Here is a 26,318-nt window from a genome sequence, read left to right on the forward strand (position 1 = left end):
CTCGGCTGCATTTGCACAACGCAGCCGAGCATGGCTCGGCTCTACAGCGTGGAGTGTTCGATCCACGCCTGCAGCCGTGTCACCTGCGCAGCGTCCAGCCGCAACCCCAGCTTGCTCCTTCGCCACAGGACGTCCTCGGCAGTGCGCGCCCACTCTTGCTCGCGCAGAAAGGCCACTTCCCGGGCATGCAGGCCGCCGCCAAACGCCTCGCCAAGATCGTGCAGGCCCCGTACACCCTGCAGCAGTTCCGCGCTGCGACTGCCATAGGCCCCGGCCCAGCGTCGCGCGATACCTGCGGGCAACCAGGGTGCCGATACCTGCAGATGCGCGCCCGCCTGCGCGGCGTCGCCCCAGTCGCTGCCTGGCAGCGGGTCTCCGTTTGCCGTCCACGCCGCTCCCATCTGCGGCAGGGCGGGCCGCAGCAGCTCCAGCGCTTCCTCGGCCAGCACCCGGTAGGTGGTCAGCTTGCCGCCCAGCACATGCAGCGCCGGTGCCGGCTCCACCTGCAGCTGCAGGCGGTAATCGCGGCTGAGTCTTGCCGCGCGCGGATCGGGATCGGCCAGCAGCGGGCGGACACCGGCGAACTGCCAGACCACATCTTCCGGCGCGATGGGTTCATGCAGGTAGCGATTGGCCGCTTCGCACAGGTACGCCACCTCTGAAGGCAGCACGCTGCAGCGCGCCGGGTCGCCGCGATAGTCGGTGTCGGTGGTGCCAACCAGCAGGTGGTCGTGGGCGAAGGGCAACAGGAACACCACGCGTCCATCGGGTTGCTGCAGCAGGCACGCGCTGTCATCGGGCCAGGGCCGGCGCAGGACGATGTGGCTGCCTTGTACCAGCCGCAGCGCGGGGCCGCCACTGCGTGCCTCCATCCGTTCCAGCAGGCCGCCGGCCCACGGCCCTGCCGCATTGGCGACGGCGCGCGCGGTCACCTGCTGCTGGCCATCAGCGGATTCCAGCACCGCCTGCCACCGGCCCTGCAAGGGCTGCAGGTCGATGCAGCGGCTGCGCACACGCACCTGTGCGCCCCGCTGCGCGGCGTCCAGGGCGTTGAGCAGCACCAGTCGCGCGTCATCGACCTGCGCGTCGGCGTAGCTGAAGGCCTGCCGCAGATCCGGGGAAAGCCAGGGGCCGAGCGGATCGCGCTGAAGGTCCAGGGCGCGCGAGGCGGGAAATGCCGGGCTGCGACGGCCCAGGTGGTCATACAGCCACAGTCCCGCGCGTAGCATCCAGCGTGGGCGCAGATGGGGTTCCCACGGCAGCACAAAGCGCAATGGATGGACCAGATGGGGCGCCTGCCGGCGTACCACCTCGCGTTCGCCCAGCGCCTTGCGCACCAGCCCGAGCTCGCCCTGTTCCAGGTAGCGCAGGCCGCCGTGGATCAGCTTGCTGCTGGCGCTGGAGGTATGCGCGGCCAGGTCGTGCTGCTCGCACAGCAGCACGCGCAGGCCGCGGCCGCTGGCGTCACGGGCGATGCCGGCACCGTTGATGCCGCCACCGATCACCAGCAGGTCGACGTCGTCCATCGTGTCTTCGCGTCCTGTTTGTGTAGAGCTGAGCCCATGCTCGGCTGCTTTTCGGGTCAGCCGGGCAAGCTCGACTCTACAAAAAAGCAGCCGAGCGCGGGCTCGGCTCTACACGCGGAACGCCGGTGACGGAAACGACGACGGGCCCCGAAGGGCCCGTCGCGTTGCATCAGTGAAGCAGGTGCAGCCTGGATCAGAAGCGGGCGCCAATGCCGAAGCCGACGGTCCACGGATCCATCTTGGCTTCGCCGATCTTCTCGCCGCCAACCTTGATGTCCGGGCGGGCGCGCATGTAGCGGGCGTCAGCACGGGCAAACCAGGTGGAGTTGATGTTCATGTCGACGCCGACGGTACCGATCACGCCCTTGGCATCCTTGAAGCGGATGTCGGTGTCAGCGCCGTTGCCCAGCTTCTCGTTGCTGAAGCTCGACTGGTAGTAGCCGACGCCCACGAACGGACGGAACACGTTGTCAGCCTGGCCGAAGTGGTACTGGCCGCTCAGCGCGACCGGCTGCTGCTCGACCGAGCCCAGGCGGGCGTTGTTCGGGCCCTTGAACTTGTTGTCGAACTTGTCAGCGGCGCCCCACAGTTCAACGGCCCAGTTGTCGTTGATGTAGTAGCTGAAGCTGACGGTCGGCGCCGGGCCACCATCGGTCTTCTTCACGCCGGAGATCGGGTCGTTCTTCGGTTCCAGCAGCGAGATGCCGCCAACAACGGCAAAATGCTTGCCCGACGCGGTGTCGGTGCTGCTGCTGTCCTGGGCGAAAGCGGCCGGCGCGAAGGCGGCGGAGGTCAGCAGGGCGAGACTCAGGATACGGATGGAGCGCATGGGGGTATCTCCTAATGTTTCTTGTTTTGGGCCCCCGGTTGCGGGGCGAGCACACCGTAGTCGCCCCAACATGAATCGAATCCGACGCACGTTAAAAAATAGTTTTCCTTGTTCAGCGACGGGTACGGAACGCCTGTATTCATGGGGTTTCTGGCGCTCGGGGACATTCATGCAGTTGGAGATGATGTGAGCACAGCAACGTTGTGCATTGGCCTGCAAGCGCAGGTGAACGTGGAGTGCAGGGTGCTGCTGCTGGGCTCGATGCCGGGCGTGGCGTCCCTGCAGGAGCAGCGCTATTACGCCCATCCGCGCAACCGCTTCTGGCCGCTGATGGCCGACATCTGTGGTTTCGACGCGGATCTGGCCTACGCAGCGCGGCTGCAGGCATTGAATGCCGCGGGCATCGGTCTGTGGGATGTGATCGGTCGCTGCGAGCGCCGAGGCAGCCTGGACGCGGACATCGTGCGTGGCACGGAAGTGGCCAATGCACTGCCGGAACTGATCGCCACGCTGCCTGAGCTGACGCTGATCGGCTGCAATGGCGGCGCATCATGGCAGGCGTTCCAGCGCTGGGTGCTGCCGCAGCTGGAGGCCCCGCCACAGGTGGTTGCATTGCCCTCGACCAGCCCGGCCAATGCGGCGTGGTCGTTGCCGCGCCTGCGCCAGGTCTGGCAGCCGGTCGCAGACGCACTGGCGACATGAAGCGGACATCGTCCGGACAATACGCTACCGACTGGTCGCGGCCGGGACCCGCGGGCAACAGCCTGTCCCGGCTGCGTGCGTACTGAAAACACCTGTAACGGTTGGCGCTGGACCCCGCTGGCCGCACAATAGAGGTTTCCCTACACCAGATTGCCGGAGTTATCCCCATGGCCGAAATCAAGGAAGCACTTGTCCCCGATATCGGTGACTACAGCGATATCCCGGTAATCGAGGTGCTTGTCGCCGTCGGCGACACGGTCAAGAAGGACCAGGGCCTGGTGACGCTGGAAAGCGACAAGGCGACCATGGAAGTGCCGTCCTCGGTGGCAGGCGTGGTCAAGGAACTGAAGGTCAAGGTGGGCGACAGCCTGTCCGAAGGCAAGGTCGTGGCGCTGATCGAAGTGGCCGAAGGCGAAGCCGCCGCGCCGGCACCGGCCAAGTCCGCCGCCCCGGCTGCCGCCACCCAGAGCGCGCCGGCCCCGGCCGCTGCTGCGGCGGCCGCTCCGGCCACTCCGGCCGCCAGCGGTGGCGCAGTGGAAGCGCTGGTGCCGGACATCGGCGACTACGCCGGCATCCCGGTCATCGAAGTGCTGGTCGCCGTCGGCGACACGGTCAAGAAGGACCAGGGCCTGGTCACGCTGGAAAGCGACAAGGCCACCATGGAGGTGCCGTCGTCTGTGGCCGGTGTGGTCAAGGAGATCAAGGTCAAGGTGGGCGACAACCTGTCGCAGGGCGACGTGGTTGCCATCATTGAAGCCGAAGGCGCTGCCGCGCCGGCACCGACCAAGGCGGCGGCTGCCGCTGCTCCGGCTGCCGCCGAGACCGCCACCAAGGTCGAGCCGGTCGCTGTGCCGGCACAGCCGGACAAGCTGGCGGCGCGCGAGATCGCCTCGGCCGGCACCCCGTCCAGCCCACCGGTGCAGTTCAACGCCGATGGCGTGCTGCCGGCCAAGGTGCCGTACGCCACCCCGGCGGTGCGCGTGTTCGCCCGCGAGCTGGGCGTGGACCTGCTGCAGATCAACGGCACCGAGAAGGGGGGCCGCATCACCAAGGGTGACGTGCAGAAGTTCGTCAAGGCTGCACTCAGCGGTGGTGTGCCGGCAGCTGCCGGTGGCGCCGTCGCCGCCGGTGGTGGCCTGAACCTGCTGCCGTGGCCGAAGGTCGACTTCAGCAAGTTCGGCGAGACGGAAGTGCAGCCGCTGTCGCGCATCAAGAAGATCTCCGGCGCGAACCTGGCCCGCAACTGGGCGATGATCCCGCACGTCACCCAGTTCGAACAGGCCGACATCACCGACCTGGAAGGCCTGCGCGTGGCGCTGAACAAGGAAAACGAGAAGGCCGGCATCAAGCTGACCATGCTCGCCTTCCTGATCAAGGCCAGCGCCGCGGCGCTGAAGAAGTTCCCGGAATTCAACGCCTCGCTCGATGCCAGCGGTGAAAACCTGACCCTGAAGAAGTACTTCCACATCGGCTTTGCCGCCGATACGCCGAACGGCCTGGTCGTGCCGGTCATCCGCGACGTGGACAAGAAGGGCGTGGTGCAGATCGCGCAGGAAACCGGCGAACTGGCCAAGAAGGCGCGCGACGGCAAGCTGGGCCCGGCCGACATGAGCGGCGGCTGCTTCTCGATCAGCTCGCTGGGCGGCATTGGCGGCACCGCGTTCACTCCGATCGTCAATGCACCGGAAGTGGCCATCCTGGGCGTGTCCAAGTCCTCCATCCAGCCGGTCTGGAATGGCAAGGAGTTCGCGCCGAAGCTGATGCTGCCGCTGTCGCTGAGCTACGACCACCGCGTCATCGACGGCGCCCTGGCCGCACGCTTCACCACGTACCTGTCGCAGGTGCTGGCCGACATGCGCCGCGTGCTGCTGTAAGGCATCGCTTCGCCCCCACCGTGCGGCCGCTGCCCCTGGCGCGGCCGCGTGAACAGATGCAGTGACAGCCCGCCGGCCCTGCCGGCCGGGCACAAGGAAAACCACCATGGCCACGATTGAAGTCAAGGTTCCCGACATCGGCGATTACAGCGATGTTCCGGTGATCGAAGTGTTGGTCGCCGTCGGCGACACGGTGAAGAAGGACCAGGGCCTGGTGACCCTGGAGTCGGACAAGGCCACCCTGGAAGTGCCGTCCTCGGCGGCCGGCGTGGTCAAGGAGATCAAGGTCAAGCTGGGCGACACCTTGTCCGAAGGCGCCGTGGTCGTGGTGCTGGACGCTGAAGGCGCCGCCGATGCCCCGGCCAAGGCCGCTGCGCCGGCTCCGGCTGCGGCCGCTCCGGCCAGCAAGCCGCCGGTGACCCCCTCGCACCGCGCCCCGGCCGAGCCGGTGGCACCGAAGCCGGCGCTGTCCAGTGGCAAGCCGGCCGACATCGAATGCGAAATGGTCGTGCTGGGCTCCGGCCCGGGCGGCTACACCGCAGCCTTCCGCGCCGCCGACGTTGGCCTGGATACGGTGCTGGTCGAGCGCTACGCCAGCCTCGGCGGCGTCTGCCTCAACGTCGGTTGCATTCCGTCCAAGGCGCTGCTGCACGCCGCCGCGGTGATCGACGAAGTCGCCCACGCCGGCGATTTCGGCGTCGAGTTCGGCAAGCCGACCATCACCCTTGACAAGCTGCGCCAGTACAAGGAAAAGGTCGTCAACCAGCTGACCAAGGGCCTGGCCGGCATGGCCAAGCAGCGCAAGGTCCGCAACGTGCAGGGCGTCGGCAGGTTCATCTCGGCCAACGAACTGGAGATCACCGCCGCAGACGGCAGCACCCAGCTGCTGCGCTTCCAGAAGTGCATCATCGCCGCGGGTTCGCAGGCGGTGAAGCTGCCGAACTTCCCGTGGGACGACAAGCGCGTGATGGATTCCACCGACGCGCTGGAGCTGGCCGAAGTGCCGGGCTCGCTGCTGGTCGTCGGCGGCGGCATCATCGGCCTGGAAATGGCCACTGTGTACAGCGCACTGGGCAGCAAGGTCACCGTGGTCGAGTTCATGGACCAGCTGATGCCGGGCGCCGACAAGGACCTGGTCAAGCCGCTGGCCGACCGCCTGAAGAAGCAGGGCATCGAAGTGCACCTGAAGACCAAGGCCTCGGGCGTCACTGCCGATGCCAAGGGCATCACCGTGACCTTCGAGGCGGCCGAGGAAGGCCAGGCGCCGGCGCTGGCGCAGGGCACTTTCGACCGTGTGCTGGTGGCCGTCGGGCGTTCGCCGAACGGCAAGAAGATCGATGCCGAGAAGGCCGGTGTGCAGGTCACCGAGCGTGGTTTCATCCCGGTTGATCGCCAGATGCGCACCAACGTGCCGCACATCTTTGCCATCGGCGACATCGTCGGCAACCCGATGCTGGCGCACAAGGCAACGCACGAAGGCAAGCTGGCGGCTGAAGTGGCTGCTGGCCACAAGAAGGAATGGGTCGCCCGTGTGATTCCGTCGGTGGCCTACACCAACCCGGAAATCGCCTGGGTGGGCGTGACCGAGACCGAAGCCAAGGCCAAGGGCCTGAAGGTCGGCGTGGCCAAGTTCCCGTGGGCCGCCAGCGGCCGCGCGATCGGCATCGGTCGCACCGAGGGCTTCACCAAGCTGATCTTCGATGAGGAGACCCACCGCATCATCGGCGGCGCGATCGTCGGCGTGCATGCCGGTGACCTGCTGGCCGAGATCGGCCTGGCGATCGAGATGGGTGCCGAAGCCGAAGACATCGGCCACACCATCCATGCGCACCCGACGCTGAGCGAATCGGTGGCGATGGCCTCGGAAATCTACGACGGCACGATCACCGATCTGTACATGCCGAAGAAGAAGTAAGGCGCCTGCGCCGTTCCAAATGAAAAGCCCCGGCATTTGCCGGGGTTTTTTTGTTGAGCCGCGATCACTCTCATTGCGAGCGTTCGGGCCGCAGCGCGGGTGGCAGGCATTTGGACAAATGTCCCCCGGCGCCCGCCTGTGGCGGTCGCCTCCTCCTTTACTTTGTCCAAACGCCTGCCACCCGCGCAGCGGCTCGGCTTGCGGATAGTAAGAGCCAGTGCCAAAGCCGCCCGGATGCCTGACACGCGGGGGGAGAGGGGCTTGCGTGCGAAGTAAAGGAGGAGGTGACGGCCGCAGGCCGGCGCCGGGGGACATTCGCACGCAAGCCCCTCTCCCCCCGCGCTCGACCAACCAGCTTCTCTGCTCGACGATGCCACAAAAAACGCGGCCCCGATGTTCCGGAGGCCGCGCCAGGAGAGAGCGTGGAAGGGACGAGGGATCAGAACACGAAGCTGACGCCGGCCACCGGGCCCTTGAATTCCTGCTTCAGGCCGATGGTGCCGTCGCTGCCCTTCTTGTCCGCATCGAGCTTGAACCAGTCGTAGCCGGCGAACACACCGAAGTTCCTGGTGAAGCGGTAATCGACGATGGCGTTGGCGCGGCTCAGATCGCCCTTGTAGTCATCGAAGCTGCCCCAGCGCGTGTTGAGGTACTGGCCCTGCAGGGTGATCATCCACTTCTCGGACGGGGTGAAGCTCAATCGCGCACCGACCACCGGCGCCACGCCGTCGGTCTTCTCGTTGAGGAACTGGCCTTCGTACACGGTGCCCAGATCGGCGTAGGCCTTGGTGCTGACCTTGGCGTACTCGGCACCCAGCTGCAGGCCCAGGTCGAACGTATCGGTGTCCACCACCGAGTAGTCATAGACCAGGCTGGCCACCTGGTACTTCAGTTCGCCCTTGACGAAGCTGCCGGACGGCACGTTGACGTCACCGAAGGAGATGTCCTGGCCGAGGGTCTCACGGCGGTCCTTGTCGTACTTGAAATAGTTGAACAGCAGGCGCTGGCGGTTGCTGATGCGGAACATGCCGTCAATGCGCGGCTCCCACTCCTTGCCACCCAGCTTGAAGTCCTCGGAGAAGCCGATGTCCTGCCCGGCGACATTGGTCTTGCCGCGGAGCGTGTTGTCCGAGTCGATGTTCATCGCACCCAGGCGCAGGGCAAAGCGGTCGTCGCCTTCGGCGGCGTGGGCAGCGGTGGCGAACGAGGCGCCGGCGGCGATCAGGGAGAGAGCGAGCAGGGTGGGTACGGGGCGCTATCGAAGAGTCCTTGCAGTGGTTCATCAGAATGAAGACCACTGTGCCGGACAGGCCCGTCCACCATCCGTGAACGTATGGTCCACGCCATGTGCACGGTTCAGTGCTGTCGCGACGATGCAAAAAGATGGCCCCGGAGACGGGCTTCGGGGCCATCGTGGGACCTGCGGGGTGGAGCCGACGAGGATGCTGCAGGCAGGTCGAAAGATCGGACCTGCGCATCCGGCGAAAGTTCCCCGCCTTCGACCAAAGTTCAATACTGCGGTGCAGCATCATGCGGACGTCATTGTCCCCCGGGTGGTACGCAAAAATGTAACCGTTACCGTAACTTGCGGCTTCCCGGGATGAACAGGCAGCGGTTGTCTCGCAAATTGTCCCATTGCTATAATTTGGCGGCTCGATGAGGCCCCCCTGCTGTAGCCGCCTCAGCCTTCCACTTGCAACCACGCGGGACGTCCTGTGCTGAACTCCGTTGATGCGGGTCGGCGACTGATGCTGCGCGCCGCGGTCTACCCGCTGGCCGCGGTCGCTGTCCTGGCCCTGGCCTTCCTGCTGGTCGGTCCGAAATACGCCCTCGGCGCGCTGGCGTCCGGTGTGGCCATTTCGGCCGGTGGCTGGGTGGCGGCAAGGATGGCGCTGGGGGGTGGTGCGGTGGCCGCAGGATCGGCGATGGCTCGCCTGATCATTGCGATCGTGGCCAAGTGGGTCGTGGTTTTCGGCGTCCTGCTGGTGGGGTTCCTGGTCTTCAAGCTGCCTGCATTGGCGCTGTTGGCCGGTATCGCCGTCGGCTTGATGTTCCAGGTCCTGGCGATGGCCAGGCGTTGACAGAATTCAATTAACTGAAGGTTCCGGACACATGGCGGGCGAGGCTCTAACCCCTACCAGCTACATCCAGCATCACCTGCACAACCTGACCGCGCCGGTCGGCAAGGGTGAGGGTATGTTCTGGCATATCCACGTCGATACCTTCCTCACTGCGGTCCTGATGGGCCTGGTGATCGTTGTCGCGTTCTGGCTGGGCACCCGCAAGGCCACCGCCGGCGTGCCGGGCAAGTGGCAGGCCTTCGTCGAGATCTGCCTGGAGTTCGTCGACCGCCAGGCCAAGGACACCTACCACGGCAAGAGCAAGCTGGTCACGCCGATCGCCATCACCATCTTCTTCTGGATTCTGCTGATGAATCTGCTGAAGATGATCCCGGCCGATTTCATCGCCAAGCCGCTGGAATGGGTGGGCGTGCACTACTGGAAGCCGGTGCCGACCGCTGACGTCAATGCCACCCTGGGCATGGCCATCAGCGTGTTCTTCCTGATGCTGTTCTTCGCGCTCAAGTCCAAGGGCCTGGGCGGCTTCATCAAGGAATTCCTGACGGCGCCGTTCGGCAAGTGGATGATGCCGTTCAACCTGATCCTCAACATCGTCGAGTGGCTGAGCAAGCCGATCTCGCTGGCGATGCGACTGTTCGGCAACATGTTCGGCGGCGAAATCGTGTTCCTGCTGATCTGGGTGCTGGGTGGTGCCGGTTTCTTCGGTGCCATTGCCGGTGGTGTGTTCGGCCTCGGCTGGATGCTGTTCCACCTGCTGGTGATCCCGCTGCAGGCCTTCATCTTCATGATGCTGTCGATCGTGTACCTGAGCCTGTCGGAAGACGCTCACTGAGTTTCAAGCTTCAACGCGTTTCAACCTTCATCCGTTTCATCACCCTTAGCAACTTAAGTTCCTGGAGATAACCATGTACTTCGCCGTCCTGACCAACTTCGCGCAGATTCAGAGCTCCACCGCCCTTGCCGTCGGCATCATGATCGGCCTGGCCGCGCTGGGCGCCGGTCTGGGTCTGGCCATCATGGCTGGTAAGTTCCTGGAGTCGGCCGCCCGCCAGCCGGAACTGATCCCGGTCCTGCAGGTCCGCATGTTCATCACCGCCGGCCTGATCGACGCCGCGTTCATCATCTCGGTCGCCGTTGGCCTGCTGCTGGCCTTCGCCAACCCGCTGTCGGCTGCCTTCGCTGGCGCCGTCACCAAGGCTCTGGCCGGCTGATACAGCGGTTTGAGACGACCGGGTGCTGATGCACCCGGTTTCGGATGAAGGCCGGATGTGCCGCTTCGGCGGCGCGTCCACCCCGAAACCAGCGATCGAGCTAACCATGAATATCAATTTCACCCTTCTTGCGCAGGCGCTGGCCTTCGCTGGTCTGATCTGGATCATCGCGACCAAGATCTGGCCGCCGCTGATGAACGCGATCGAAGAGCGCCAGCAGAAGATTGCTGAAGGCCTCGCTGCTGCCGACCGCAGCCAGAAAGATCTGGCCCAGGCGCAGGAGAAGGTCAACGAAGCGCTGAAGGAAGCCCGCACCAAGGCCAACGAGATCATCGATCAGGCCCATGCGCGTGCCAACCAGATCGTTGATGCTGCCCGCAACGAAGCGATCACCGAAGCCACCCGTCAGAAGGAACTGGCCCAGGCTGAAATCGACGCCGCCGCCAACCGTGCCCGTGAAGATCTGCGCAAGCAGGTGTCCGCGCTGGCCGTGACCGGTGCCGAAAAGCTGCTCAAGCGCGAAATCGACGCCAACGCCCACAAGGCGCTGCTCGACGAGCTGGCCTCGGAGATCTAAGGATGAGCCAGGCCCTCACGCTTGCCCGCCCGTACGCCCGCGCCGCGTTCGCGACCGCGCGCGACGAAGGCGCGTTCGCGCCGTGGTCGGACGCCCTGGCGTTCTCCGCCCACGTCGCCGCCGACCCGCGCGTGGCGGCCCTGCTCGCCAACCCGGAGCTGGGTCGTGACGACGCCGTCGCCCTGCTGGCGCCGGTGTCCCACGGCGAGACCTACTCGCGCTTCCTGGCCATCCTGGCCGAATCGCATCGCCTGCCGCTGCTGCCGGAAATCTCCGGCATGTTCGACGCCCTGCGCGCCGAAGCCGAGCACGTGGTCAAGGCCACCGTCACCTCGGCTGCCGAACTGTCGGCCGGTGAACTGGACGCGATCAAGGTCGCGCTGCGCAAGCGCTTCAACCGCGAGGTCGACGTGACCACCGCGGTCGATGCCTCGCTGATCGGCGGCGCCGTGATCGACGCCGGCGACGTGGTCATCGATGGTTCGCTGAAGGGCAAGCTGGCCCGTCTGCAGACCGCGCTCGCTAACTGAATTCATTTAACGTCCGGCCCCGCTGCCGGCACTAGGACTTGACGATGGCAACCACGCTCAACCCCTCCGAAATCAGCGAACTGATCAAGAACCGCATCGAGAAGGTCAAGCTGGCCGCGGAATCGCGCAACGAAGGCACCGTGACCAGCGTGTCCGACGGCATCGTGCGCATCTTCGGTCTGGCCGACGTGATGCAGGGCGAAATGATCGAACTGCCGAACAACACCTTCGCCCTCGCCCTGAACCTGGAGCGCGACTCGGTCGGCGCCGTGGTCCTGGGTGACTACGAGCACCTGCGCGAAGGCGACGTCGCCAAGACCACCGGCCGCATCCTGGAAGTGCCGGTCGGTCCGGAACTGCTGGGCCGCGTCGTGAACGCGCTGGGCGAGCCGATCGATGGCAAGGGCCCGCTGGGCACCGACCTGACCGCTCCGGTGGAGCGCGTTGCTCCGGGCGTGATCTGGCGCAAGTCGGTCGACCAGCCGGTGCAGACCGGTTACAAGTCGGTCGACTCGATGATCCCGATCGGCCGTGGCCAGCGCGAGCTGATCATCGGTGACCGCCAGACCGGCAAGACCGCCATGGCGATCGATGCGGTGATCAACCAGAAGGGCACCGGCATCAAGTGCGTGTACGTTGCGATCGGCCAGAAGGCTTCGACCATCGCCAACATCGTGCGCAAGCTGGAAGAGAACGGCGCGCTGGCCCACACCATCGTGGTGGCCGCGACCGCTTCCGAATCGGCTGCCATGCAGTACATCAGCGCCTACTCGGGCTGCACCATGGGTGAGTACTTCATGGACCGCGGCGAAGACGCGCTGATCGTGTACGACGATCTGTCCAAGCAGGCTGTCGCCTACCGCCAGATCTCGCTGCTGCTGAAGCGCCCGCCGGGCCGCGAAGCCTACCCGGGTGACGTGTTCTACCTGCACTCCCGTCTGCTCGAGCGCGCTGCCCGTGTGTCCGAGGAATACGTCGAGAAGTTCACCGAAGGCAAGGTCACCGGCAAGACCGGTTCGCTGACCGCGCTGCCGATCATCGAAACCCAGGCCGGCGACGTGTCCGCGTTCGTTCCGACCAACGTGATCTCGATCACCGACGGCCAGATCTTCCTGGAAACCGACCTGTTCAACGCCGGCATCCGCCCGGCCGTGAACGCCGGTATCTCGGTGTCGCGCGTCGGTGGCTCGGCCCAGACCAAGATCATCAAGAAGCTGTCGGGCGGCATCCGTATCTCGCTGGCCCAGTACCGTGAACTGGCTGCCTTCGCGCAGTTCGCCTCGGACCTGGACGAAGCGACCCGCAAGCAGCTGGAGCGTGGCCAGCGCGTCACCGAGCTGATGAAGCAGAAGCAGTACGCGCCGATGTCGATCGCCAACCAGGCGCTGTCGATCTACGCCGTCAACGAGGGTTACCTCGACGACGTGCCGGTCAACAAGCTGCTGGCGTTCGAAGAAGGCCTGCACGCCCACTTCGCCAATACCCAGGGCGAGCTGATCAGCAAGGTCAACGCCACCGGCGGTTGGGACAACGACATCGAAGGTGCCTTCAAGAAGGGCATCGCCGAGTTCAAGACCACCGGCAGCTGGTAATCGCGGTCCTGTAGAGCGGAGCCACCGGCTCCGCTGGACCAGATGACAAACGGTTGAACAACGCGGGGCATCAGCCCCGCGCCACGGGAAACAAGAGATGGCAAGCGGACGCGAAATCAAAACCAAGATCAAGAGCGTGCAGAACACCCGCAAGGTGACGCGCGCCCTGGAAATGGTCTCGGCCTCCAAGATCCGCAAGGCGCAGGATCGGATGAAGACCTCGCGTCCGTACGCGCAGGCGATGAAGCAGGTGATCGGTCACCTGGCCCAGGCCAGCACCGACTACCAGCATCCGTTCCTGGTCGAGCGCGAGCAGGTAAAGCGGGTCGGTTTCATCGTGATCTCCTCCGATCGCGGTCTGGCCGGCGGCCTGAACAACAACCTGTTCCGCAAGATGCTGGGCGAAGCCAAGGCATGGCAGGACAAGGGTGCCGAAGTGGACCTGGTGACCATCGGCCAGAAGGCATCGACCTTCTTCCGCCGCGTGAAGGTCAACATGGTCGGCAGCGTGACCCACATCGGCGACGTGCCGAAGCTGGAATCGCTGATCGGTGTGATCAAGGTCATGCTCGACGCCTTCACCGAAGGCAAGATCGACCGCGTGTACCTGGTCTACAACCGCTTCGTGAACACCATGGTGCAGAAGGCCAGCTTCGATCAGCTGCTGCCGCTGCCGCCGGCCGAGAAGCAGGTCGCTCACCACGACTGGGACTACCTGTACGAACCCGATGCCGCGACCGTGCTGGAGCACGTGATGACGCGTTACATCGAGTCGCTGGTGTACCAGGCACTGCTGGAAAACGTCGCCTCCGAGCATGCCGCACGCATGGTTGCGATGAAGGCGGCGAGCGACAACGCCAACAAGCTGATCGGCACCCTGCAGCTCGTCTACAACAAGGCGCGCCAGGCAGCGATCACCCAGGAAATCTCCGAAATCGTCGGCGGCGCGGCAGCAGTCTGACCGCGTTCGTTCAAAGCACACATTAGAGGATGCAGCAATGAGTCAGGGCAAGATCGTTCAGATCATCGGCGCGGTCGTCGACGTCGAATTCCCGCGTGAATCGGTGCCGAAGGTGTACGACGCACTGAAGGTCGAAAACACCGAGATCACCCTCGAAGTCCAGCAGCAGCTGGGCGACGGCGTGGTGCGTACCATCGCCCTCGGTTCCACCGACGGCCTGAAGCGCAACCTGGTTGCCGTCAACACCGGCCGCGGCATCTCGGTCCCGGTCGGCGCCGGCACCCTGGGCCGCATCATGGACGTGCTGGGCCGTCCGATCGACGAAGCCGGCCCGGTCGCTGCCAGCGACAACTGGGAAATCCACCGCGCTGCGCCGTCGTATGAAGACCAGTCCCCGGCCACCGAGCTGCTGGAAACCGGCATCAAGGTCATCGACCTGATGTGCCCGTTCGCCAAGGGCGGCAAGGTCGGCCTGTTCGGCGGCGCCGGCGTCGGCAAGACCGTCAACATGATGGAGCTGATCAACAACATCGCCAAGGCGCACAGCGGTCTGTCCGTGTTCGCCGGCGTGGGTGAGCGTACCCGTGAGGGCAACGACTTCTACCACGAAATGAAGGACTCCAACGTCCTGGACAAGGTGGCGATGGTGTACGGCCAGATGAACGAGCCGCCGGGCAACCGCCTGCGCGTCGCGCTGACCGGCCTGACCATGGCCGAGTACTTCCGCGACGAGAAGGACGAGAACGGCAAGGGCAAGGACGTCCTGTTGTTCGTCGACAACATCTACCGCTACACCCTGGCCGGTACCGAAGTGTCGGCACTGCTGGGCCGTATGCCGTCCGCGGTGGGTTACCAGCCGACCCTGGCCGAGGAAATGGGCGTCCTGCAGGAGCGCATCACCTCGACCAAGAACGGCTCGATCACCTCGATCCAGGCCGTCTACGTTCCCGCGGACGACCTGACCGACCCGTCGCCGGCGACCACCTTCGCCCACCTGGACTCGACCGTCACCCTGTCTCGTTCGATCGCCTCGCTGGGTATCTACCCGGCCGTCGATCCGCTGGACTCCACCAGCCGCCAGATGGATCCGCTGGTGATCGGCCACGAGCACTACGACACCGCCCAGCGCGTCCAGCAGACCCTGCAGAAGTACAAGGAACTGAAGGACATCATCGCGATCCTGGGCATGGACGAACTGTCCGAAGAGGACAAGCAGGCCGTGTCGCGCGCCCGCAAGATCGAGCGCTTCTTCAGCCAGCCGTTCCACGTGGCCGAAGTGTTCACCGGTTCGCCGGGCAAGTACGTGCCGCTGAAGGACACCATCCGTGGCTTCAAGGCCATCGTCGATGGCGAGTACGACCACCTGCCGGAGCAGGCGTTCTACATGGTCGGCGGCATCGAAGAAGCGGTCGAGAAGGCCAAGAAGATGGCCGAGAAGGCCTGATCCGGGACGGGCAGGAGCGATCCTGGCCGACCTGACGCCGGCGCCGGGCAACCGCCCGCGCCGGTGGACCCCCACGGTGGCATTGCGCCGCCGCGAACAGCGAAGAGATTTGCATGAGCACGATCCGTTGCGACATCGTCAGCGCCGAGCAGGAAATCTTCCGTGGCGAAGCGACCCTGGTCGTGGCCACCGGTGAGCTGGGCGAACTGGGCATCGCGCCCAAGCACGCGCCGCTGATCACCCGCCTGAAGCCGGGCAAGGTGGTGGTGACCACGCCGAACGGCGAGCAGCTGGATTTCGCCATTTCCGGCGGCATCCTGGAAGTGCAGCCGCAGGTGGTGACCGTGCTGGCCGACACCGCGATCCGCGCGCAGGACATCGACGAAGCCTCGGTCCGCAAGGCCAAGGAAGAAGCCGAGCGCATCCTGGCCAACCGCGGCGAAGCGATGGAAGTGGCCGAAGCCCAGCAGAAGCTGGCTGAAGCCGTCGTCCAGCTGCAGGCACTGGAACGCCTGCGCAAGAATCTCAAGCACTGAGGTTCGCGCTGCACCCACGAGAACGCCGGCCCTGTGCCGGCGTTTTTGTTTCTGCTGGCAGCGCCGGGGCGTGTGTCGGTGGTATCAGCGATACACCACATGGCGCATCAACAGGAACGACACGCACGCCAGCCCGCCTTCCACCAGCGGCTTGGCCAGCCACGTGTACTGCAGGCCCAGCGCCTGGTCGACCAGGCTGACCAGCAGCGTGCTCGTCGCCGTCAGCAGCAGCCACAGCCCGAAGAAGCGTGCGAAGCGCTTCCATCCCAGCTTGCCGGCACCGGCCTCGGCAAAGGTGTAGCGGCCGTTGAGCCAGAAGCCCAGCAGCATGCCGGCCAGGCGACCGGCGATGTTGGCCGGCGCGACCGGCATGCCCAGCGCGGTGGCGACCACGAACGCCAGCCAATCGACCAGCAGCTGCACGAGCCCGATCACAAGGTAGGTGCTTCCCTGGCGGAGCAGGCTCATCGGCGTGGTGAAGGAGGAGGGATGCCCATGTTAACGGCCCACGCTCTAGAATCACCGGCAACGAACTACGGACTGCTGCTCCCATGACCCAAGCCCTGCACGTCATCATTCTCGCCGCCGGCGCCGGCAAGCGCATGAAGTCGGTGCTGCCGAAGGTGCTGCAGCCGATCGCCGGCCAGCCGATGCTGGCGCACGTGATCGATGCGGCCCGCGAGCTGCAGCCGGCGGCCATCCACGTGGTTTACGGCCATGGCGGCGAGGCGGTGCGTCAGTACTTCGCCGGCCAGCCCGACCTGCAGTGGGCCGAACAGGCCCAGCAGCTCGGTACCGGCCACGCAGTGGCGCAGGCAATGCCGCAGGTTCCCGACGCTGCGCAGGTGCTGGTGTTGTACGGCGATGTGCCGCTGATCCGCGCGCAGACCCTGCGCGACCTGCTGGCGCAGCCGGGCCGGCTGGCAGTGCTGGTGGCCGATGTCGATGACCCGAGCGGTTACGGCCGTGTGCTGCGCGATGCAGAGGGCAAGGTGGGCTCCATCGTCGAGCAGAAGGACGCCACCGACGACCAGCTGCGCGTGCGCACGATCAACACCGGCATCATCGCCGCAGAGTCGACCGCGCTGCGCCGCTGGTTGTCGCAGCTGTCCAACAGCAATGCGCAGGGCGAGTACTACCTTACCGATGTGTTCGCGTTTGCCGCGCATGAGTACACCCCGGCCGAGATGGCCCTGGTCGCCGATGCACAGGAGGCTGAGGGCGCGAATGATCCGTGGCAGCTGTCGCAGCTGGAACGCGCCTGGCAGCGCCGTGCGGTGCGTGCGCTGTGCGCTCAGGGCGCGCGCGTGCGCGACCCGGCACGCCTGGATATCCGTGGCGCCGTCACCGTGGGCAGCGACGTGCTGATCGATGTCGACGTTGTTCTTGAAGGCAACGTCGTGCTCGGTGACGGCGTTACCGTAGGCCCATTCAACCGGCTGAAGGATGTCAACCTGGGGCCCGGCACCGAAGTGCGCGCGCATTGCGACCTGGAAGGCGTGGTGACCGAAGGTGCCGCGCAGATCGGCCCGTTCGCACGCTTGCGGCCGGGTACCGTGCTGGCCGATGGCGTACACGTCGGCAACTTCGTCGAAACCAAGAACGTCACCCTCGGCGTCGGCAGCAAGGCCAACCACCTCACGTATCTGGGTGACGCGGTGATCGGCAGCAGGGTGAACATCGGTGCCGGCACCATCACCTGTAACTACGATGGCGTGAACAAGTCGACCACCACCATCGGCGACAACGCCTTCATCGGCTCCAACAGCTCGCTGGTGGCGCCGATCACCATCGGCGAGGGCGCGACCATCGCTGCCGGGTCGGTGATCACCCGCACCGCGCCGGACGGCAAGCTGACGCTGGCACGTGCACGACAGGAAACCATCGATGGCTGGAAGCGCCCGGTCAAGAAGTCCTGAGCCACGGGTGCCGCGCACCGATGAGCTGGGTGTGCTGCCGACGATCGAACAGCGTGCCGGTGAACTGCTGAGGGGCCACGAGGCCTATCCGGCGTTTGCCGGCCACGGCCTGGACCTGCCGACGCTGCAGGAAGGCCGTGAGCGTGGACAGCTCTGGGTGGTGGATGGCGCCGGCGGCGGCATTGCCGGCTACCTGCTGGCCGGCGACCTGGCAGGCGAGTTCCATGTCCTGCAGATGGATGTGGATCCAGCGCACGCGCGTCGTGGCCATGGCCGTGCATTGCTGCGGCATGCCTTGGCGCAGGCCAGGGCCACCGGCTTTGCTGCGGCGGTGCTGACCACCTTGAGCGATGTGCCGTGGAATGCAGCCTTCTATGCCAGCGAAGGATTCGTTGAAGTGCCGGAGGCGGAGTGGAACGATGGCCTGCGCGCCGTCATGGCCGAAGAGGCTGCGCTCGGGTTTCCGATGCACCTGCGGGTGGCGATGCGGCGGGTCTGGTAGGTGCTGACCCTGGTCGGCACATCCACGCATGGCGTGGATCTACTGACAGACCGAGCCACGTCGGCAACTCACCCCACCGGCAACAGGATCGACACGCACAGCCCGCCATCACCGCGGTTCTGCAGCGACACCCGCCCACCGTGCGCCTCCACGATCTCGCGGGTCAGTGCCAGTCCCAACCCGGTACCGTTGCGCTTGGTCGAATAGAACGGCATCAGCGCGTTCTGCAGCACCTGCTCGTTCATGCCCTTGCCACGGTCCAGCACATCCAGGCGCAGCCATTGCGGCAACCGCGTCAGCTGCACCTGCACGTCATCATTGGGCGGATCGGCTTCGGCACAGGCTTCATGCGCGTTCTTCAGCAGGTTCAACAGCGCCTGCCCGAACTGCGCGATGTCGATCCGGCTGCTCAGTTCCTCCTCCGGTTCACGTTCCATGCTGAACGGAATCTGCTGGCGCAGGCTGGACAGGAAGGGCGCCCAGTGCACGGTCTGCAGTTGCGGTTGCGGCAGCTTGGCGAAGCGCGCATAGCCACGGATGAATCCTTCCAGGTGGCGCGCGCGGTCTTCGATGGTGGTGAAGATCTCCGGCAGCCGATCGAAGCGCTCGCGCTGCACCAGCACGCCACCGGAGTGGGCCAGCGAGGCGATCGGTGCCAGTGAGTTGTTGAGCTCGTGGCTGATCACCCGGATCACCTTCTTCCACGTCTGCACTTCCTGGCGGCGCAGTTCGGCGGTGAGCAGGCGTACCAGCAGCAGGTCGTGCGGGCGGCCGTTGAGCTGGAAAGATCGGCGTGAAAGGTGATAGACCTGTTCGTCGTCCTCATCGCCGTCTTCGCCTTCCGCATGCACCGCGAACAGGCTGTCGCCGCCACGGGCGATGGCATCGCGCAGCTCCACCGGCACCTGTTCCAGCACCTCTTCCAGGCGCTGGCCTTCCAGCTTCCAGCCGCCATGCAGCAGCTTGCGCGCGGCCAGGTTGGAGAACACCACGCGGGCGATGCCATCGCCGCCGGAAGCAATCAGCAACATCGCCACCGGGGTGTTCTGCACCATGGTGTCCAGCAGCAGTTCGCGCTGCACCAGGCCCTGCCGCTGCTCGCGCAGCACGTCACCCAGTTCGCGGTGCGCCTGCACCAGGTCACCCAGTTCGTCGTTGCCCGGCCAGTACACACCGAAGTTGTACTCTCCGTCGCGGTAGCTGCTGGTGGTGCCGGCCAAGGCGCGCATCAATGAACGTACCGGCGCGGTGGCACGGCGCAGGGTCCACCACATCAGCGACAGCAGGATCAGCGCCGACACCGTGGTCACCACCCAGCCATGGTCCATCCAGTAGGCCAGCAGCCACGGCAACGCGGCGGCCAGCGCCAGCACCGGCAGCAGGCGCAGGAACAGGCGGAAGGTGAACGAGCGCCGTTTCATTCGCGTGGGATGCCGTGCCGGTCCATGCGCCGGTACAGTGCCTGGCGGCTCAGGCCGAGTTCGGCGGCGGCCTGGGCGATGACGCCGTGGTTGCGCGCCAGCACATCCTCGATGCGCGCACGGTCAGGATCATTGCCGGCACTGGCTGCCGGTCGCGGCGCAGGTGCGGCGCGCGGCAGGTTCAGGTCGGCCACCTCGATGCGGTTGCCGGTCGCCAGCAGCTCGGCCCGCTGGATCACGTTGCGCAGTTCGCGCACGTTGCCGGGCCAGGGGTGCCGTTGCAAGGCCGCGGTGGCGGCGCTGGAAAGTGGCTTGCCGGCGGTCAGGAAGCGCTCGGCCAGGGGCACGATGTCGCCCGGGCGCTCAGCCAATGGTGGCAGGACCAGTTCCACCGTATTGAGGCGGTAGTACAGGTCTTCGCGGAAGGTGCCGTCGCGGATCATCGCCGGCAGGTCGGCATTGGTCGCGCTGACCACGCGGACTTTGACCTGGCGCTCGCGATTGGAGCCAAGACGCTCGAAGCGCCCTGTTTCCAGCACACGCAGGAGCTTCATCTGGCCGCCCAGCGACAGGTTGCCGATCTCGTCCAGGAACAGCGTTCCGCCGTCGGCGGCTTCGAACTTGCCCTCGCGTGCCTTGTTGGCGCCGGTATATGCGCCGGCCTCGGCACCGAACAGTTCGGCCTCGATCAGTTCCGAGGGCAGGGCGCCGCAGTTGACTGTGATGAACGGGCCCTTGGCCACCAGCGAGTTGGCCTGGATGATCTGCGCGATCTTCTCCTTGCCAGCGCCGTTGGGGCCGGTGATCAGCACCGGCAGTTCGGAGCGCGCGACCTGGCAAGCCAGCGCGATGATGCGCTCGCTGGCCGGATCGGCGAAGACCGCACCACACAGCTCGTACTTTTCTTCCAGCGCATTGCGCTGGCGCAGCTCACGGCTGCGGCGGCGGTCCAGCTCGCGCCGCGCCTCGGACAGCTCGAGCAGGTTGTTGACCGTGGTCAGCAGCTTGCGGTCGTCCCAGGGCTTGGCCAGGTAGTCGGCGGCGCCGGCCTTGACCAGGTCCACCGCACTGCTCAGGTGGGTCCAGGCGGTGAGCAGGATCACCGGCAGGTCCGGGTGGCGCGCGCGGATCTGTGCGAACAGGTCTTCGCCTTCTTCGCCGGAGGTGGTGTCCTCGCTGAAATTCATGTCCTGGATCACCAGGTCGACCGGCTGCGACTCGAGCAGGGCCAGCCCTTCGGCCGGGCTCTGCGCCTGCAGGGTGTCGATGTCATGCAGGGAGAACAGCACGTCCAGCGCGGTGCCCACGCTGGCGTTGTCGTCGATGATCAGGATCGAAGGCATCAAGCAGTTCTGCAGAAAGGGATGGGCGGCGCCGATGGAGCCGTGTTCGTATCCATACGCCGGGAGAGCCCGGCGCCACCCATCAAGCATAGCCAAAGCCGTGGCGACGAGGGCGGGCTGGTTTCAGCGCCGCGCTGGTGGCGGCGGTGGCGGCGGTGGCGGAGCGACCAGCGCCAGCCGCCACGAGGTGGCGTCCACCGGGACGGTGAGCTCGCGTTTGTCGCGGCGCAGCAACAGGTACGCAGTCGGGGCAGTGGAATGCCGCAGCGCATCGGCAAGATGCTCGATGCGCCGCACAGCCGTATCGTCCAGGCGCAGGATGCGGTCGCCGCTGCGCACGCCGAAGCGGGCTTCCGGACGCGCGGCGTCCACCCGTACCTGGCCCTCGGTCGAGCGCAGCGCCAGGCGGGCATCATCCTGGCGCCATTCCAGCGTCTGCGAGCTGCCACCGCCGGCCAGCGCCGGCAGTGGCAGCAGTGCCATCAACAGCATCCGGCAGGCACGCATCTCACGCGCCCCGCGTGGCAACTGCGGGCGGGACCGCTGCCGCGCGCCGGGCCGGCCCGAACACCGCGACCTGGCCCAGCACCCACAGCAGCAGCGCGCCCAGCGGCAGGTAGTACAGGGGCATGCGTGGCAGCTCGTACAGGTTCATCAGTGCCAGATTGATCGCGTAGGCCGCCAGCATGCCCAGCACGATGCCCAGCGAGGCCAGCAGGAAGTTCTCGGTCTGGAAGTAGCGCAGGATCTGCCCGCGGGTGGCACCGAGTGCGCGGCGGATGCCGATCTGCTTGCTGCGCTGCTGCACCCAGAAGCTGGCCAGGCCGATGATGCCCAGTGCGGTGACCACCAGCAGCGAGACGCTGACGGTGATCAGCAGGCCAACCATCGCGCGGTCGTTCTTGAAGAAGTCCTTGCGCTGGTCTTCATAGGTCAGCTTGTCGCGCATCAGCCGGTTGGGGTCGTTGCGCTCCAGTACAGCAGCCCCCGCATCAAGCACCTCCTGGCGGCGTTCCGGCGAAGTGCGCAGCACATAGGTGCCACCCTCGTCGAAGGTGCGCCGCATGGGCAGCAGCATGGAGTTCGTCCAGTTGTCATTCCAGCCGTTGGGCGTGCTGAGCGTGTCGACGATGCCGACCACGTGCAGCGGCTGCTTGCCCATGTAGTAGGTCTTGCCCAGCGCGCTGCCGTTGGGTTCCATCTTGGCGGCGGTGGCCTGGGTGAGGATGACCGGGATGGCGTTTTCCTTGGCGCCCCCCTTGCTGGCGTCTTCGAAGTTCTGGTACTCGCCGGGCAGGAAATCGCGGCCGGCGATCAGGTTGATGCCCATCGTCGCCAGCCCGTTCTCGGACAGGGTGTACATCGAAGCGTTGGTGGTCGGCCGTTCCTGGTCGATCTCCCGCGAGATGCTGCTGCTGGACGAGCCGTTGCGGAAAGGCACCTGGTTGATGATGGTGACGTTGCTGACGCCGGGAAGCGCACGCAATGACGCCAGGTCCTCACGGGTGCGGGCCATGGCATCGGTCTGCTTGCCGATGCCGCTGACGCGGAGCATCACCAGTTCGTTCTCGGCGATGCCGCTGGGCATGCTGATCTTCTCCACGCGCTGGCTGACCAGGAACAGCGCGTTGCAGACGATGGCGCAGGTCAGTGCGACTTCCAGCACGATCAGGGCAGCGGCAGTCTTGTGCCGGCGCAGCGTGCTGAGGATGGGGCGGATGTCCATGGGAGTCCTCGTTCGATTGCTTACTGCGACTTGAGCTGGATGGCCGGAGTGACCTGCATGGCGCGCCAGGCAGGCAGGAAACCGGCGGCAAGGCTGGCGAACAGGGTCAGGCCCAGCGCGAGCAGCAGCATGTTGCCGTCCAGGTGGGCCAGCTTTGCGTACTCCACCGGTTGCTGGCGCACCGCGAACAGGCCGAGCAGGGCCAGGCCGATGCCCAGCACGCCCCCGACCACGCCGACCGCGCCGGCTTCCACCAGGCACTGCAGGAAGATCTGGCCACGGCTGGCACCGAGTGCGCGGCGCACGCCGATCTCACCACTGCGGCGCAGGAACTTGGCCAGCAGCAGGCCCACCGTGTTGACCAGGCAGACACCCAGGAAACCCAGTGCCAGCCACAGCTGCAGGCGCACGTCGCTGGGCACCGCGCCGTTGAAGTCCAGCCATTCCATCACGGTGCGCAGGCGCACGTTCGGCGGGTGCTTGAAGCGGCCGGCCTGGCGCTGCTGGCTCGAATAGTTCTCCAGGTAGCGGCGGTAGTCGGCGGCCTTGGCCGGGTCCATCTCCACCCAGTACTGCAGCCACGCGCACGGCGCATTGAGCGAGTAGCTGTTGCCGTCGGGATTCTCGCCGAAGCAGTTCATGTTGCCGTTGCTGCCCAGTTTCAGGTCGAAGGACGTGGAAATCGGCAGCAGCAGGTCCTCGTTCTTGCCGTAGCTGCCGGTGGTCAGGTCGTAGAAGTGCGGCTCCGGGCTCCACTCCTTCATCACGCCGACGATGCGGTAGCTCTGGCCTTCCATGCGCAGGTCGCGGCCTACGCTGTTGGCGCCCTGGTAAAGCTTGTCGTTGAGCGCCTTGGAGATGACCACCACGCGTGCGCGGCCTTCGTCGTCCTCGCGCGTCCACGGGCGGCCGTACTGCATGGGCACCTCGAACATCGGGAAGAAATCGGCCGAGGTCCAGCGGGTGTCGATGCTGAAGGGCTTGAGGGTGCTGTTGTCCGGTTCGATGGTGCCGCCACCGCCGCTCATCAGCGCCTGGCGCTCGCCCCTGGCTTCGCGCAGCAGGGCTTCCCCGTCGAAGCGGGTCAACTGGGTTTCCGGCTCCTCGCCCGCGACATAGGCGCCGGTCGCGGCATCGAGCTGCACATAGAACAGCCGGTCACTCTTGCCGGGGATCGGGTCGCCGGACAGCACGTGGAACACGGTCAGGGTGGTCATCGAGGCACCGATGCCGAGGGCGATGGCCACCACCATCAGCGCAGTCAGGACCTTGTTGCGGCGGAAACTGCGTACCGCCAATCGGGCGTAGTAGGCGAACATGGGAATGCCCTCACTCGTTGACGGCGACGATGTGGCGTGGCGTGGCCAGTACCGGCTCGCGCACCAGGTCGGTGACCTGGCCGTCGACGATATGCACGTTGCGCTGCGCACGCGCGGCCAGTTCCGGGTCGTGGGTGACCATTACGATGGTGGTGCCGGCGGCATTGATCTCCTCCAGCAGTTCCATCACGCCGCGCGCCATCTGCGTGTCCAGGTTGCCGGTCGGTTCGTCGGCCAGCAGCAGGCGCGGACTGCCGGCCAGGGCGCGTGCGATGGCCGCGCGCTGCTGCTGGCCGCCGGACAGCTCATTCGGGTAGTGCTTCATGCGCGAGCCCAGGCCGACCTGGGTCAGCGCCCTTTCAATGCGCTCCCGGCGCTCATTGGCGCTCATCTTGCGGTAGCGCAGCGGCACGTCGACATTGTCGAACAGGTTCAGGTCGGGGATCAGGTTGAAGCCCTGGAAGATGAAGCCGATCTTCTGGTTGCGCAGGCGGCTGCGGGCGTCATCGCCCAGCGTGCTCACATCCTGCCCGTCCAGCATGTAGGTACCGCTGGTGAAGGTTTCCAGCAGGCCGGCGATGTTGAGGAAGGTGGTCTTGCCGGAGCCGGACGGACCGGTGACGGCGACGAACTCGCCTTCCTTGACCTGCAGTTCCAGTGAGCGCAACGCGTGGGTTTCCACCTGTTCGGTGCGGAAGACCTTGGCGACCGAACGCATTTCGAGCATGTACATGGGGTGTCCTCTCTCCAGGATTCAGGTATCAGTTGACGGAGACGCGTTCGGCGTCCTTGAACAGGTCGCTGCCGGAGACCACGATGCGGTCGCCCGGCTGCACACCCGACTTGATTTCCACTTCGCCCAGGCTGCTGACGCCCAGTTCCACCGGGCGGCGCACGGCGGTGCGGCCATCCATCACGTAGGCCATGCCGTTGCCCTGTTCGACGAACGGGCCGCGCTCGACCTTCAGCACGTTCTTGCGGGTATCGAGCAGCACGCGCACCGACATCCGCTGGCTCTGGCGCAGGCCTTCCGGCTGCGCGCTGGCGAAGCGCACGCGGGCGTTGACCTCGCCGTTGACCACTTCCGGCGATACCGCGCTGATCTCGCCCGGGAACGGCTGGCCGTTGCCACCGGTCAGCTGGGCCGGCATGCCGATCGCCAGGTCGCGGGCGAAGCTCTCCGGCACCTTGATCTCGACCTCGAACTTGGACAGGTCGACCACGCCCAGCACCGGCGCGTTGGCGGCCAGGTTGGTGGACTGCACGGCCTGCACCTGGCCGACCTGGCCATCGAAGGGCGCGCGCAGGGTCAGCGCATCGACCTGGCGCTGCACTTCGGCCACCACCGCTTTCTGGCGGTCGGCCAGCAGGCGCTTGTTGCGGGCATCCAGGTCGGCGCCCTGGCTCTGCAGGCGCGCATCGGTGGTGGCATTGGCCAGGGCGATGTCGGCTTTCTTCAGCGAATCCTTGGCCTTGGCCAGGTCGATCTGCGGTACCGCGCCGCCGTCGTAGCCGCGCTGGTAGCGCTGCAGGTCGCGGTCAGCGGCCTGCCGCTCGATGGTGGCCTGGTCGGTTTCCTTGCGTGACCTGGCACGGGCCAGGGTCGCGTCCAGCGCGGCGCGGCTGGCCTCGGCTTCCAGGCCGGCCAGCGTTGCCTGTTCCTGGGCCAGCTTGCTGCGCAGTTCCGGGCTGTCGATGATCGCCAGCTCCTGGCCCTTCTTGACCACGTCACCGGCGACGACCTTCAGGTCCACGGTACCGGCCGAGATCGCGTACAGGATCGGGCTGTTGGCGGCGATCACGCGGCCGTCGGCAGCGATGTCACGGACCAGGTCGCCCCGCTTCACCTCGGCGATGCGCACGCGGCTGCTGTCGAAGGAGCGGCTGGCATTGGACCAGGCATGTACCGCCCAGCCGATGCCGGCGAGCAGCGCGATGGCACCCAGCGCCGGCCAGCGGTAGCGGTGCCAGCTTGCGCGGGTGGTGCCGGCCGGGGCGGAGGAAACGATCTGGTCCTGTGCGGAAGTGTCGCGGATCATCGGGTGCGTGCCTGACGGTGGTAGCCAATACCAAGCACGTAGCGTGCCAACTTTATTTCCTTTCAGGTCAAGGGGTTGGGAGTTTCGGGGAAGTGTCCGGGTGTCCGCGGACACCTTTCCGGACACTTTCATTAAGCGGACAGGAGGGGGAAGCCGGACACGCAGGCTAGAATGCGGCAATCGTCTTCAAGGAAACGCGTGACATGTGTGGAATCGTGGGTGCGATCGCCGATCGCGACGTAGTACCGGTACTGATCGAGGGTCTGAAGCG

The 26,318-nt window shown here is 66.0% G+C and carries 25 protein-coding genes; 14 read left to right on the forward strand and 11 right to left on the reverse strand.

The window, feature by feature from the left end; genetic code table 11:
• Positions 1–41 precede the first annotated feature (41 nt).
• Complete coding sequence (glpD, locus tag ACM0PK_RS20605; RefSeq protein ID WP_414607928.1) at positions 42–1,526, reverse strand: glycerol-3-phosphate dehydrogenase; 1,485 nt, start codon at positions 1,524–1,526, stop codon at positions 42–44.
• A gap of 193 nt (positions 1,527–1,719) precedes the next feature.
• Complete coding sequence (locus ACM0PK_RS20610) at positions 1,720–2,355, reverse strand: OmpW/AlkL family protein (RefSeq protein ID WP_005419535.1); 636 nt, start codon at positions 2,353–2,355, stop codon at positions 1,720–1,722.
• Between the two features lie 186 nt (positions 2,356–2,541).
• Between ACM0PK_RS20610 and ACM0PK_RS20615 the strand changes: the two genes are divergently transcribed.
• The 3 genes from ACM0PK_RS20615 (at position 2,542) to lpdA (ending at position 6,846) form a co-directional block, all read left to right on the forward strand.
• The gene (locus tag ACM0PK_RS20615; protein WP_180886231.1) at positions 2,542–3,057 is read left to right on the forward strand and encodes a DNA-deoxyinosine glycosylase; all 516 of its coding nucleotides are present in this window, start codon (positions 2,542–2,544) and stop codon (positions 3,055–3,057) included.
• Positions 3,058–3,224: 167 nt separating this feature from the next.
• Entirely contained in the window at positions 3,225–4,931 is a 1,707-nt protein-coding gene (gene aceF / locus ACM0PK_RS20620) for a dihydrolipoyllysine-residue acetyltransferase (protein WP_414607929.1), read from the forward strand.
• 106 nt (positions 4,932–5,037) lie between these two features.
• Positions 5,038–6,846, forward strand: coding sequence for a dihydrolipoyl dehydrogenase (gene lpdA, locus ACM0PK_RS20625; RefSeq protein ID WP_065178009.1), 1,809 nt, complete (start codon positions 5,038–5,040; stop codon positions 6,844–6,846).
• A 439-nt stretch (positions 6,847–7,285) separates the two neighbouring features.
• Here the strand turns inward: lpdA and ACM0PK_RS20630 are convergent, their stop codons facing one another.
• Positions 7,286–8,086: a hypothetical protein gene (locus ACM0PK_RS20630; protein WP_414607930.1), complete on the reverse strand. Its 801-nt coding sequence runs from the start codon at positions 8,084–8,086 to the stop codon at positions 7,286–7,288.
• A 475-nt stretch (positions 8,087–8,561) separates the two neighbouring features.
• Here ACM0PK_RS20630 and ACM0PK_RS20635 point away from each other — a divergent pair, with 475 nt between their 5' ends.
• The 9 genes from ACM0PK_RS20635 to ACM0PK_RS20675 all read left to right on the forward strand — a co-directional run bounded on the left by ACM0PK_RS20635 (position 8,562) and on the right by ACM0PK_RS20675 (position 15,778).
• Complete coding sequence (locus ACM0PK_RS20635) at positions 8,562–8,927, forward strand: hypothetical protein (RefSeq protein WP_014648497.1); 366 nt, start codon at positions 8,562–8,564, stop codon at positions 8,925–8,927.
• 31 nt (positions 8,928–8,958) lie between these two features.
• Positions 8,959–9,759: a F0F1 ATP synthase subunit A gene (atpB, locus tag ACM0PK_RS20640; protein WP_010481316.1), complete on the forward strand. Its 801-nt coding sequence runs from the start codon at positions 8,959–8,961 to the stop codon at positions 9,757–9,759.
• Between the two features lie 73 nt (positions 9,760–9,832).
• Positions 9,833–10,138, forward strand: coding sequence for a F0F1 ATP synthase subunit C (atpE, locus tag ACM0PK_RS20645; protein WP_005411133.1), 306 nt, complete (start codon positions 9,833–9,835; stop codon positions 10,136–10,138).
• Between the two features lie 106 nt (positions 10,139–10,244).
• Complete coding sequence (locus ACM0PK_RS20650) at positions 10,245–10,715, forward strand: F0F1 ATP synthase subunit B (protein WP_005419512.1); 471 nt, start codon at positions 10,245–10,247, stop codon at positions 10,713–10,715.
• Positions 10,716–10,717: 2 nt separating this feature from the next.
• A complete protein-coding gene (locus ACM0PK_RS20655; protein WP_005411131.1) occupies positions 10,718–11,245 on the forward strand; it encodes a F0F1 ATP synthase subunit delta in 528 nt (175 codons plus the stop codon).
• 44 nt (positions 11,246–11,289) lie between these two features.
• Entirely contained in the window at positions 11,290–12,837 is a 1,548-nt protein-coding gene (gene atpA, locus ACM0PK_RS20660) for a F0F1 ATP synthase subunit alpha (RefSeq protein ID WP_005419511.1), read from the forward strand.
• Positions 12,838–12,934: 97 nt separating this feature from the next.
• Positions 12,935–13,798: a F0F1 ATP synthase subunit gamma gene (atpG, locus tag ACM0PK_RS20665; RefSeq protein ID WP_005411129.1), complete on the forward strand. Its 864-nt coding sequence runs from the start codon at positions 12,935–12,937 to the stop codon at positions 13,796–13,798.
• 37 nt (positions 13,799–13,835) lie between these two features.
• Positions 13,836–15,242 carry a F0F1 ATP synthase subunit beta gene (gene atpD, locus ACM0PK_RS20670; RefSeq protein ID WP_005419510.1) on the forward strand — a complete coding sequence of 469 codons (1,407 nt, stop codon included), beginning with the start codon at positions 13,836–13,838 and terminating at the stop codon, positions 15,240–15,242.
• A 113-nt stretch (positions 15,243–15,355) separates the two neighbouring features.
• A complete protein-coding gene (locus tag ACM0PK_RS20675) occupies positions 15,356–15,778 on the forward strand; it encodes a F0F1 ATP synthase subunit epsilon (RefSeq protein ID WP_005419509.1) in 423 nt (140 codons plus the stop codon).
• An 84-nt stretch (positions 15,779–15,862) separates the two neighbouring features.
• Here ACM0PK_RS20675 and ACM0PK_RS20680 read toward each other — a convergent pair whose 3' ends face one another.
• Positions 15,863–16,246, reverse strand: coding sequence for a GtrA family protein (locus ACM0PK_RS20680; RefSeq protein WP_134972487.1), 384 nt, complete (start codon positions 16,244–16,246; stop codon positions 15,863–15,865).
• 83 nt (positions 16,247–16,329) lie between these two features.
• On the opposite strand from ACM0PK_RS20680, the gene glmU reads away from it, so the two are divergent.
• Both glmU and ACM0PK_RS20690 read left to right on the forward strand, forming a co-directional pair.
• The gene (gene glmU, locus ACM0PK_RS20685) at positions 16,330–17,697 is read left to right on the forward strand and encodes a bifunctional UDP-N-acetylglucosamine diphosphorylase/glucosamine-1-phosphate N-acetyltransferase GlmU (RefSeq protein WP_134972486.1); all 1,368 of its coding nucleotides are present in this window, start codon (positions 16,330–16,332) and stop codon (positions 17,695–17,697) included.
• A complete protein-coding gene (locus ACM0PK_RS20690) occupies positions 17,666–18,199 on the forward strand; it encodes a GNAT family N-acetyltransferase (protein WP_134972485.1) in 534 nt (177 codons plus the stop codon). The genes glmU and ACM0PK_RS20690 overlap by 32 nt, the downstream gene beginning before the upstream one ends.
• A 68-nt stretch (positions 18,200–18,267) precedes the next feature.
• On the opposite strand, the gene ACM0PK_RS20695 is transcribed toward ACM0PK_RS20690, so the two are convergent.
• The 7 genes from ACM0PK_RS20695 to ACM0PK_RS20725 all read right to left on the reverse strand — a co-directional run bounded on the left by ACM0PK_RS20695 (position 18,268) and on the right by ACM0PK_RS20725 (position 26,047).
• Positions 18,268–19,620 carry a sensor histidine kinase gene (locus tag ACM0PK_RS20695; RefSeq protein WP_061479883.1) on the reverse strand — a complete coding sequence of 451 codons (1,353 nt, stop codon included), beginning with the start codon at positions 19,618–19,620 and terminating at the stop codon, positions 18,268–18,270.
• On the reverse strand, positions 19,617–20,963 hold the full coding sequence (locus ACM0PK_RS20700; RefSeq protein ID WP_180867774.1) for a sigma-54-dependent transcriptional regulator: 1,347 nt from the start codon (positions 20,961–20,963) through the stop codon (positions 19,617–19,619). The genes ACM0PK_RS20695 and ACM0PK_RS20700 overlap by 4 nt, the downstream gene beginning before the upstream one ends.
• Positions 20,964–21,086: 123 nt before the next feature.
• Positions 21,087–21,455, reverse strand: coding sequence for a PDZ domain-containing protein (locus ACM0PK_RS20705; RefSeq protein ID WP_180886239.1), 369 nt, complete (start codon positions 21,453–21,455; stop codon positions 21,087–21,089).
• 16 nt (positions 21,456–21,471) lie between these two features.
• Entirely contained in the window at positions 21,472–22,689 is a 1,218-nt protein-coding gene (locus ACM0PK_RS20710; RefSeq protein ID WP_019660723.1) for an ABC transporter permease, read from the reverse strand.
• A gap of 20 nt (positions 22,690–22,709) precedes the next feature.
• On the reverse strand, positions 22,710–24,008 hold the full coding sequence (locus ACM0PK_RS20715; protein ID WP_072167216.1) for an ABC transporter permease: 1,299 nt from the start codon (positions 24,006–24,008) through the stop codon (positions 22,710–22,712).
• A 10-nt stretch (positions 24,009–24,018) separates the two neighbouring features.
• A complete protein-coding gene (locus ACM0PK_RS20720; protein WP_134972091.1) occupies positions 24,019–24,741 on the reverse strand; it encodes an ABC transporter ATP-binding protein in 723 nt (240 codons plus the stop codon).
• 28 nt (positions 24,742–24,769) lie between these two features.
• On the reverse strand, positions 24,770–26,047 hold the full coding sequence (locus ACM0PK_RS20725) for an efflux RND transporter periplasmic adaptor subunit (protein WP_134972092.1): 1,278 nt from the start codon (positions 26,045–26,047) through the stop codon (positions 24,770–24,772).
• Positions 26,048–26,318: the final 271 nt, after the last annotated feature.

The organism is Stenotrophomonas sp. FR010 (assembly GCF_047520755.2).
In the GTDB taxonomy this organism is placed as follows: Bacteria; Pseudomonadota; Gammaproteobacteria; order Xanthomonadales; family Xanthomonadaceae; genus Stenotrophomonas; species Stenotrophomonas sepilia.

Excerpts from the sequence above, each read along its gene's own strand:
- glpD (WP_414607928.1), bottom strand. The coding sequence starts at position 1,526 with ATGGACGACGTCGACCTGCTGGTGATCGGTGGCGGCATCAACGGTGCC.
- ACM0PK_RS20610 (WP_005419535.1), bottom strand. The coding sequence starts at position 2,355 with ATGCGCTCCATCCGTATCCTGAGTCTCGCCCTGCTGACCTCCGCCGCC.
- aceF (WP_414607929.1), top strand. The coding sequence starts at position 3,225 with ATGGCCGAAATCAAGGAAGCACTTGTCCCCGATATCGGTGACTACAGC.
- lpdA (WP_065178009.1), top strand. The coding sequence starts at position 5,038 with ATGGCCACGATTGAAGTCAAGGTTCCCGACATCGGCGATTACAGCGAT.
- atpB (WP_010481316.1), top strand. The coding sequence starts at position 8,959 with ATGGCGGGCGAGGCTCTAACCCCTACCAGCTACATCCAGCATCACCTG.
- atpE (WP_005411133.1), top strand. The coding sequence starts at position 9,833 with ATGTACTTCGCCGTCCTGACCAACTTCGCGCAGATTCAGAGCTCCACC.
- ACM0PK_RS20650 (WP_005419512.1), top strand. The coding sequence starts at position 10,245 with ATGAATATCAATTTCACCCTTCTTGCGCAGGCGCTGGCCTTCGCTGGT.
- ACM0PK_RS20655 (WP_005411131.1), top strand. The coding sequence starts at position 10,718 with ATGAGCCAGGCCCTCACGCTTGCCCGCCCGTACGCCCGCGCCGCGTTC.
- atpA (WP_005419511.1), top strand. The coding sequence starts at position 11,290 with ATGGCAACCACGCTCAACCCCTCCGAAATCAGCGAACTGATCAAGAAC.
- atpG (WP_005411129.1), top strand. The coding sequence starts at position 12,935 with ATGGCAAGCGGACGCGAAATCAAAACCAAGATCAAGAGCGTGCAGAAC.
- atpD (WP_005419510.1), top strand. The coding sequence starts at position 13,836 with ATGAGTCAGGGCAAGATCGTTCAGATCATCGGCGCGGTCGTCGACGTC.
- ACM0PK_RS20675 (WP_005419509.1), top strand. The coding sequence starts at position 15,356 with ATGAGCACGATCCGTTGCGACATCGTCAGCGCCGAGCAGGAAATCTTC.
- ACM0PK_RS20680 (WP_134972487.1), bottom strand. The coding sequence starts at position 16,246 with ATGAGCCTGCTCCGCCAGGGAAGCACCTACCTTGTGATCGGGCTCGTG.
- glmU (WP_134972486.1), top strand. The coding sequence starts at position 16,330 with ATGACCCAAGCCCTGCACGTCATCATTCTCGCCGCCGGCGCCGGCAAG.
- ACM0PK_RS20690 (WP_134972485.1), top strand. The coding sequence starts at position 17,666 with ATGGCTGGAAGCGCCCGGTCAAGAAGTCCTGAGCCACGGGTGCCGCGC.
- ACM0PK_RS20695 (WP_061479883.1), bottom strand. The coding sequence starts at position 19,620 with ATGAAACGGCGCTCGTTCACCTTCCGCCTGTTCCTGCGCCTGCTGCCG.
- ACM0PK_RS20700 (WP_180867774.1), bottom strand. The coding sequence starts at position 20,963 with ATGCCTTCGATCCTGATCATCGACGACAACGCCAGCGTGGGCACCGCG.
- ACM0PK_RS20705 (WP_180886239.1), bottom strand. The coding sequence starts at position 21,455 with ATGCTGTTGATGGCACTGCTGCCACTGCCGGCGCTGGCCGGCGGTGGC.
- ACM0PK_RS20710 (WP_019660723.1), bottom strand. The coding sequence starts at position 22,689 with ATGGACATCCGCCCCATCCTCAGCACGCTGCGCCGGCACAAGACTGCC.
- ACM0PK_RS20715 (WP_072167216.1), bottom strand. The coding sequence starts at position 24,008 with ATGTTCGCCTACTACGCCCGATTGGCGGTACGCAGTTTCCGCCGCAAC.
- ACM0PK_RS20720 (WP_134972091.1), bottom strand. The coding sequence starts at position 24,741 with ATGTACATGCTCGAAATGCGTTCGGTCGCCAAGGTCTTCCGCACCGAA.
- ACM0PK_RS20725 (WP_134972092.1), bottom strand. The coding sequence starts at position 26,047 with ATGATCCGCGACACTTCCGCACAGGACCAGATCGTTTCCTCCGCCCCG.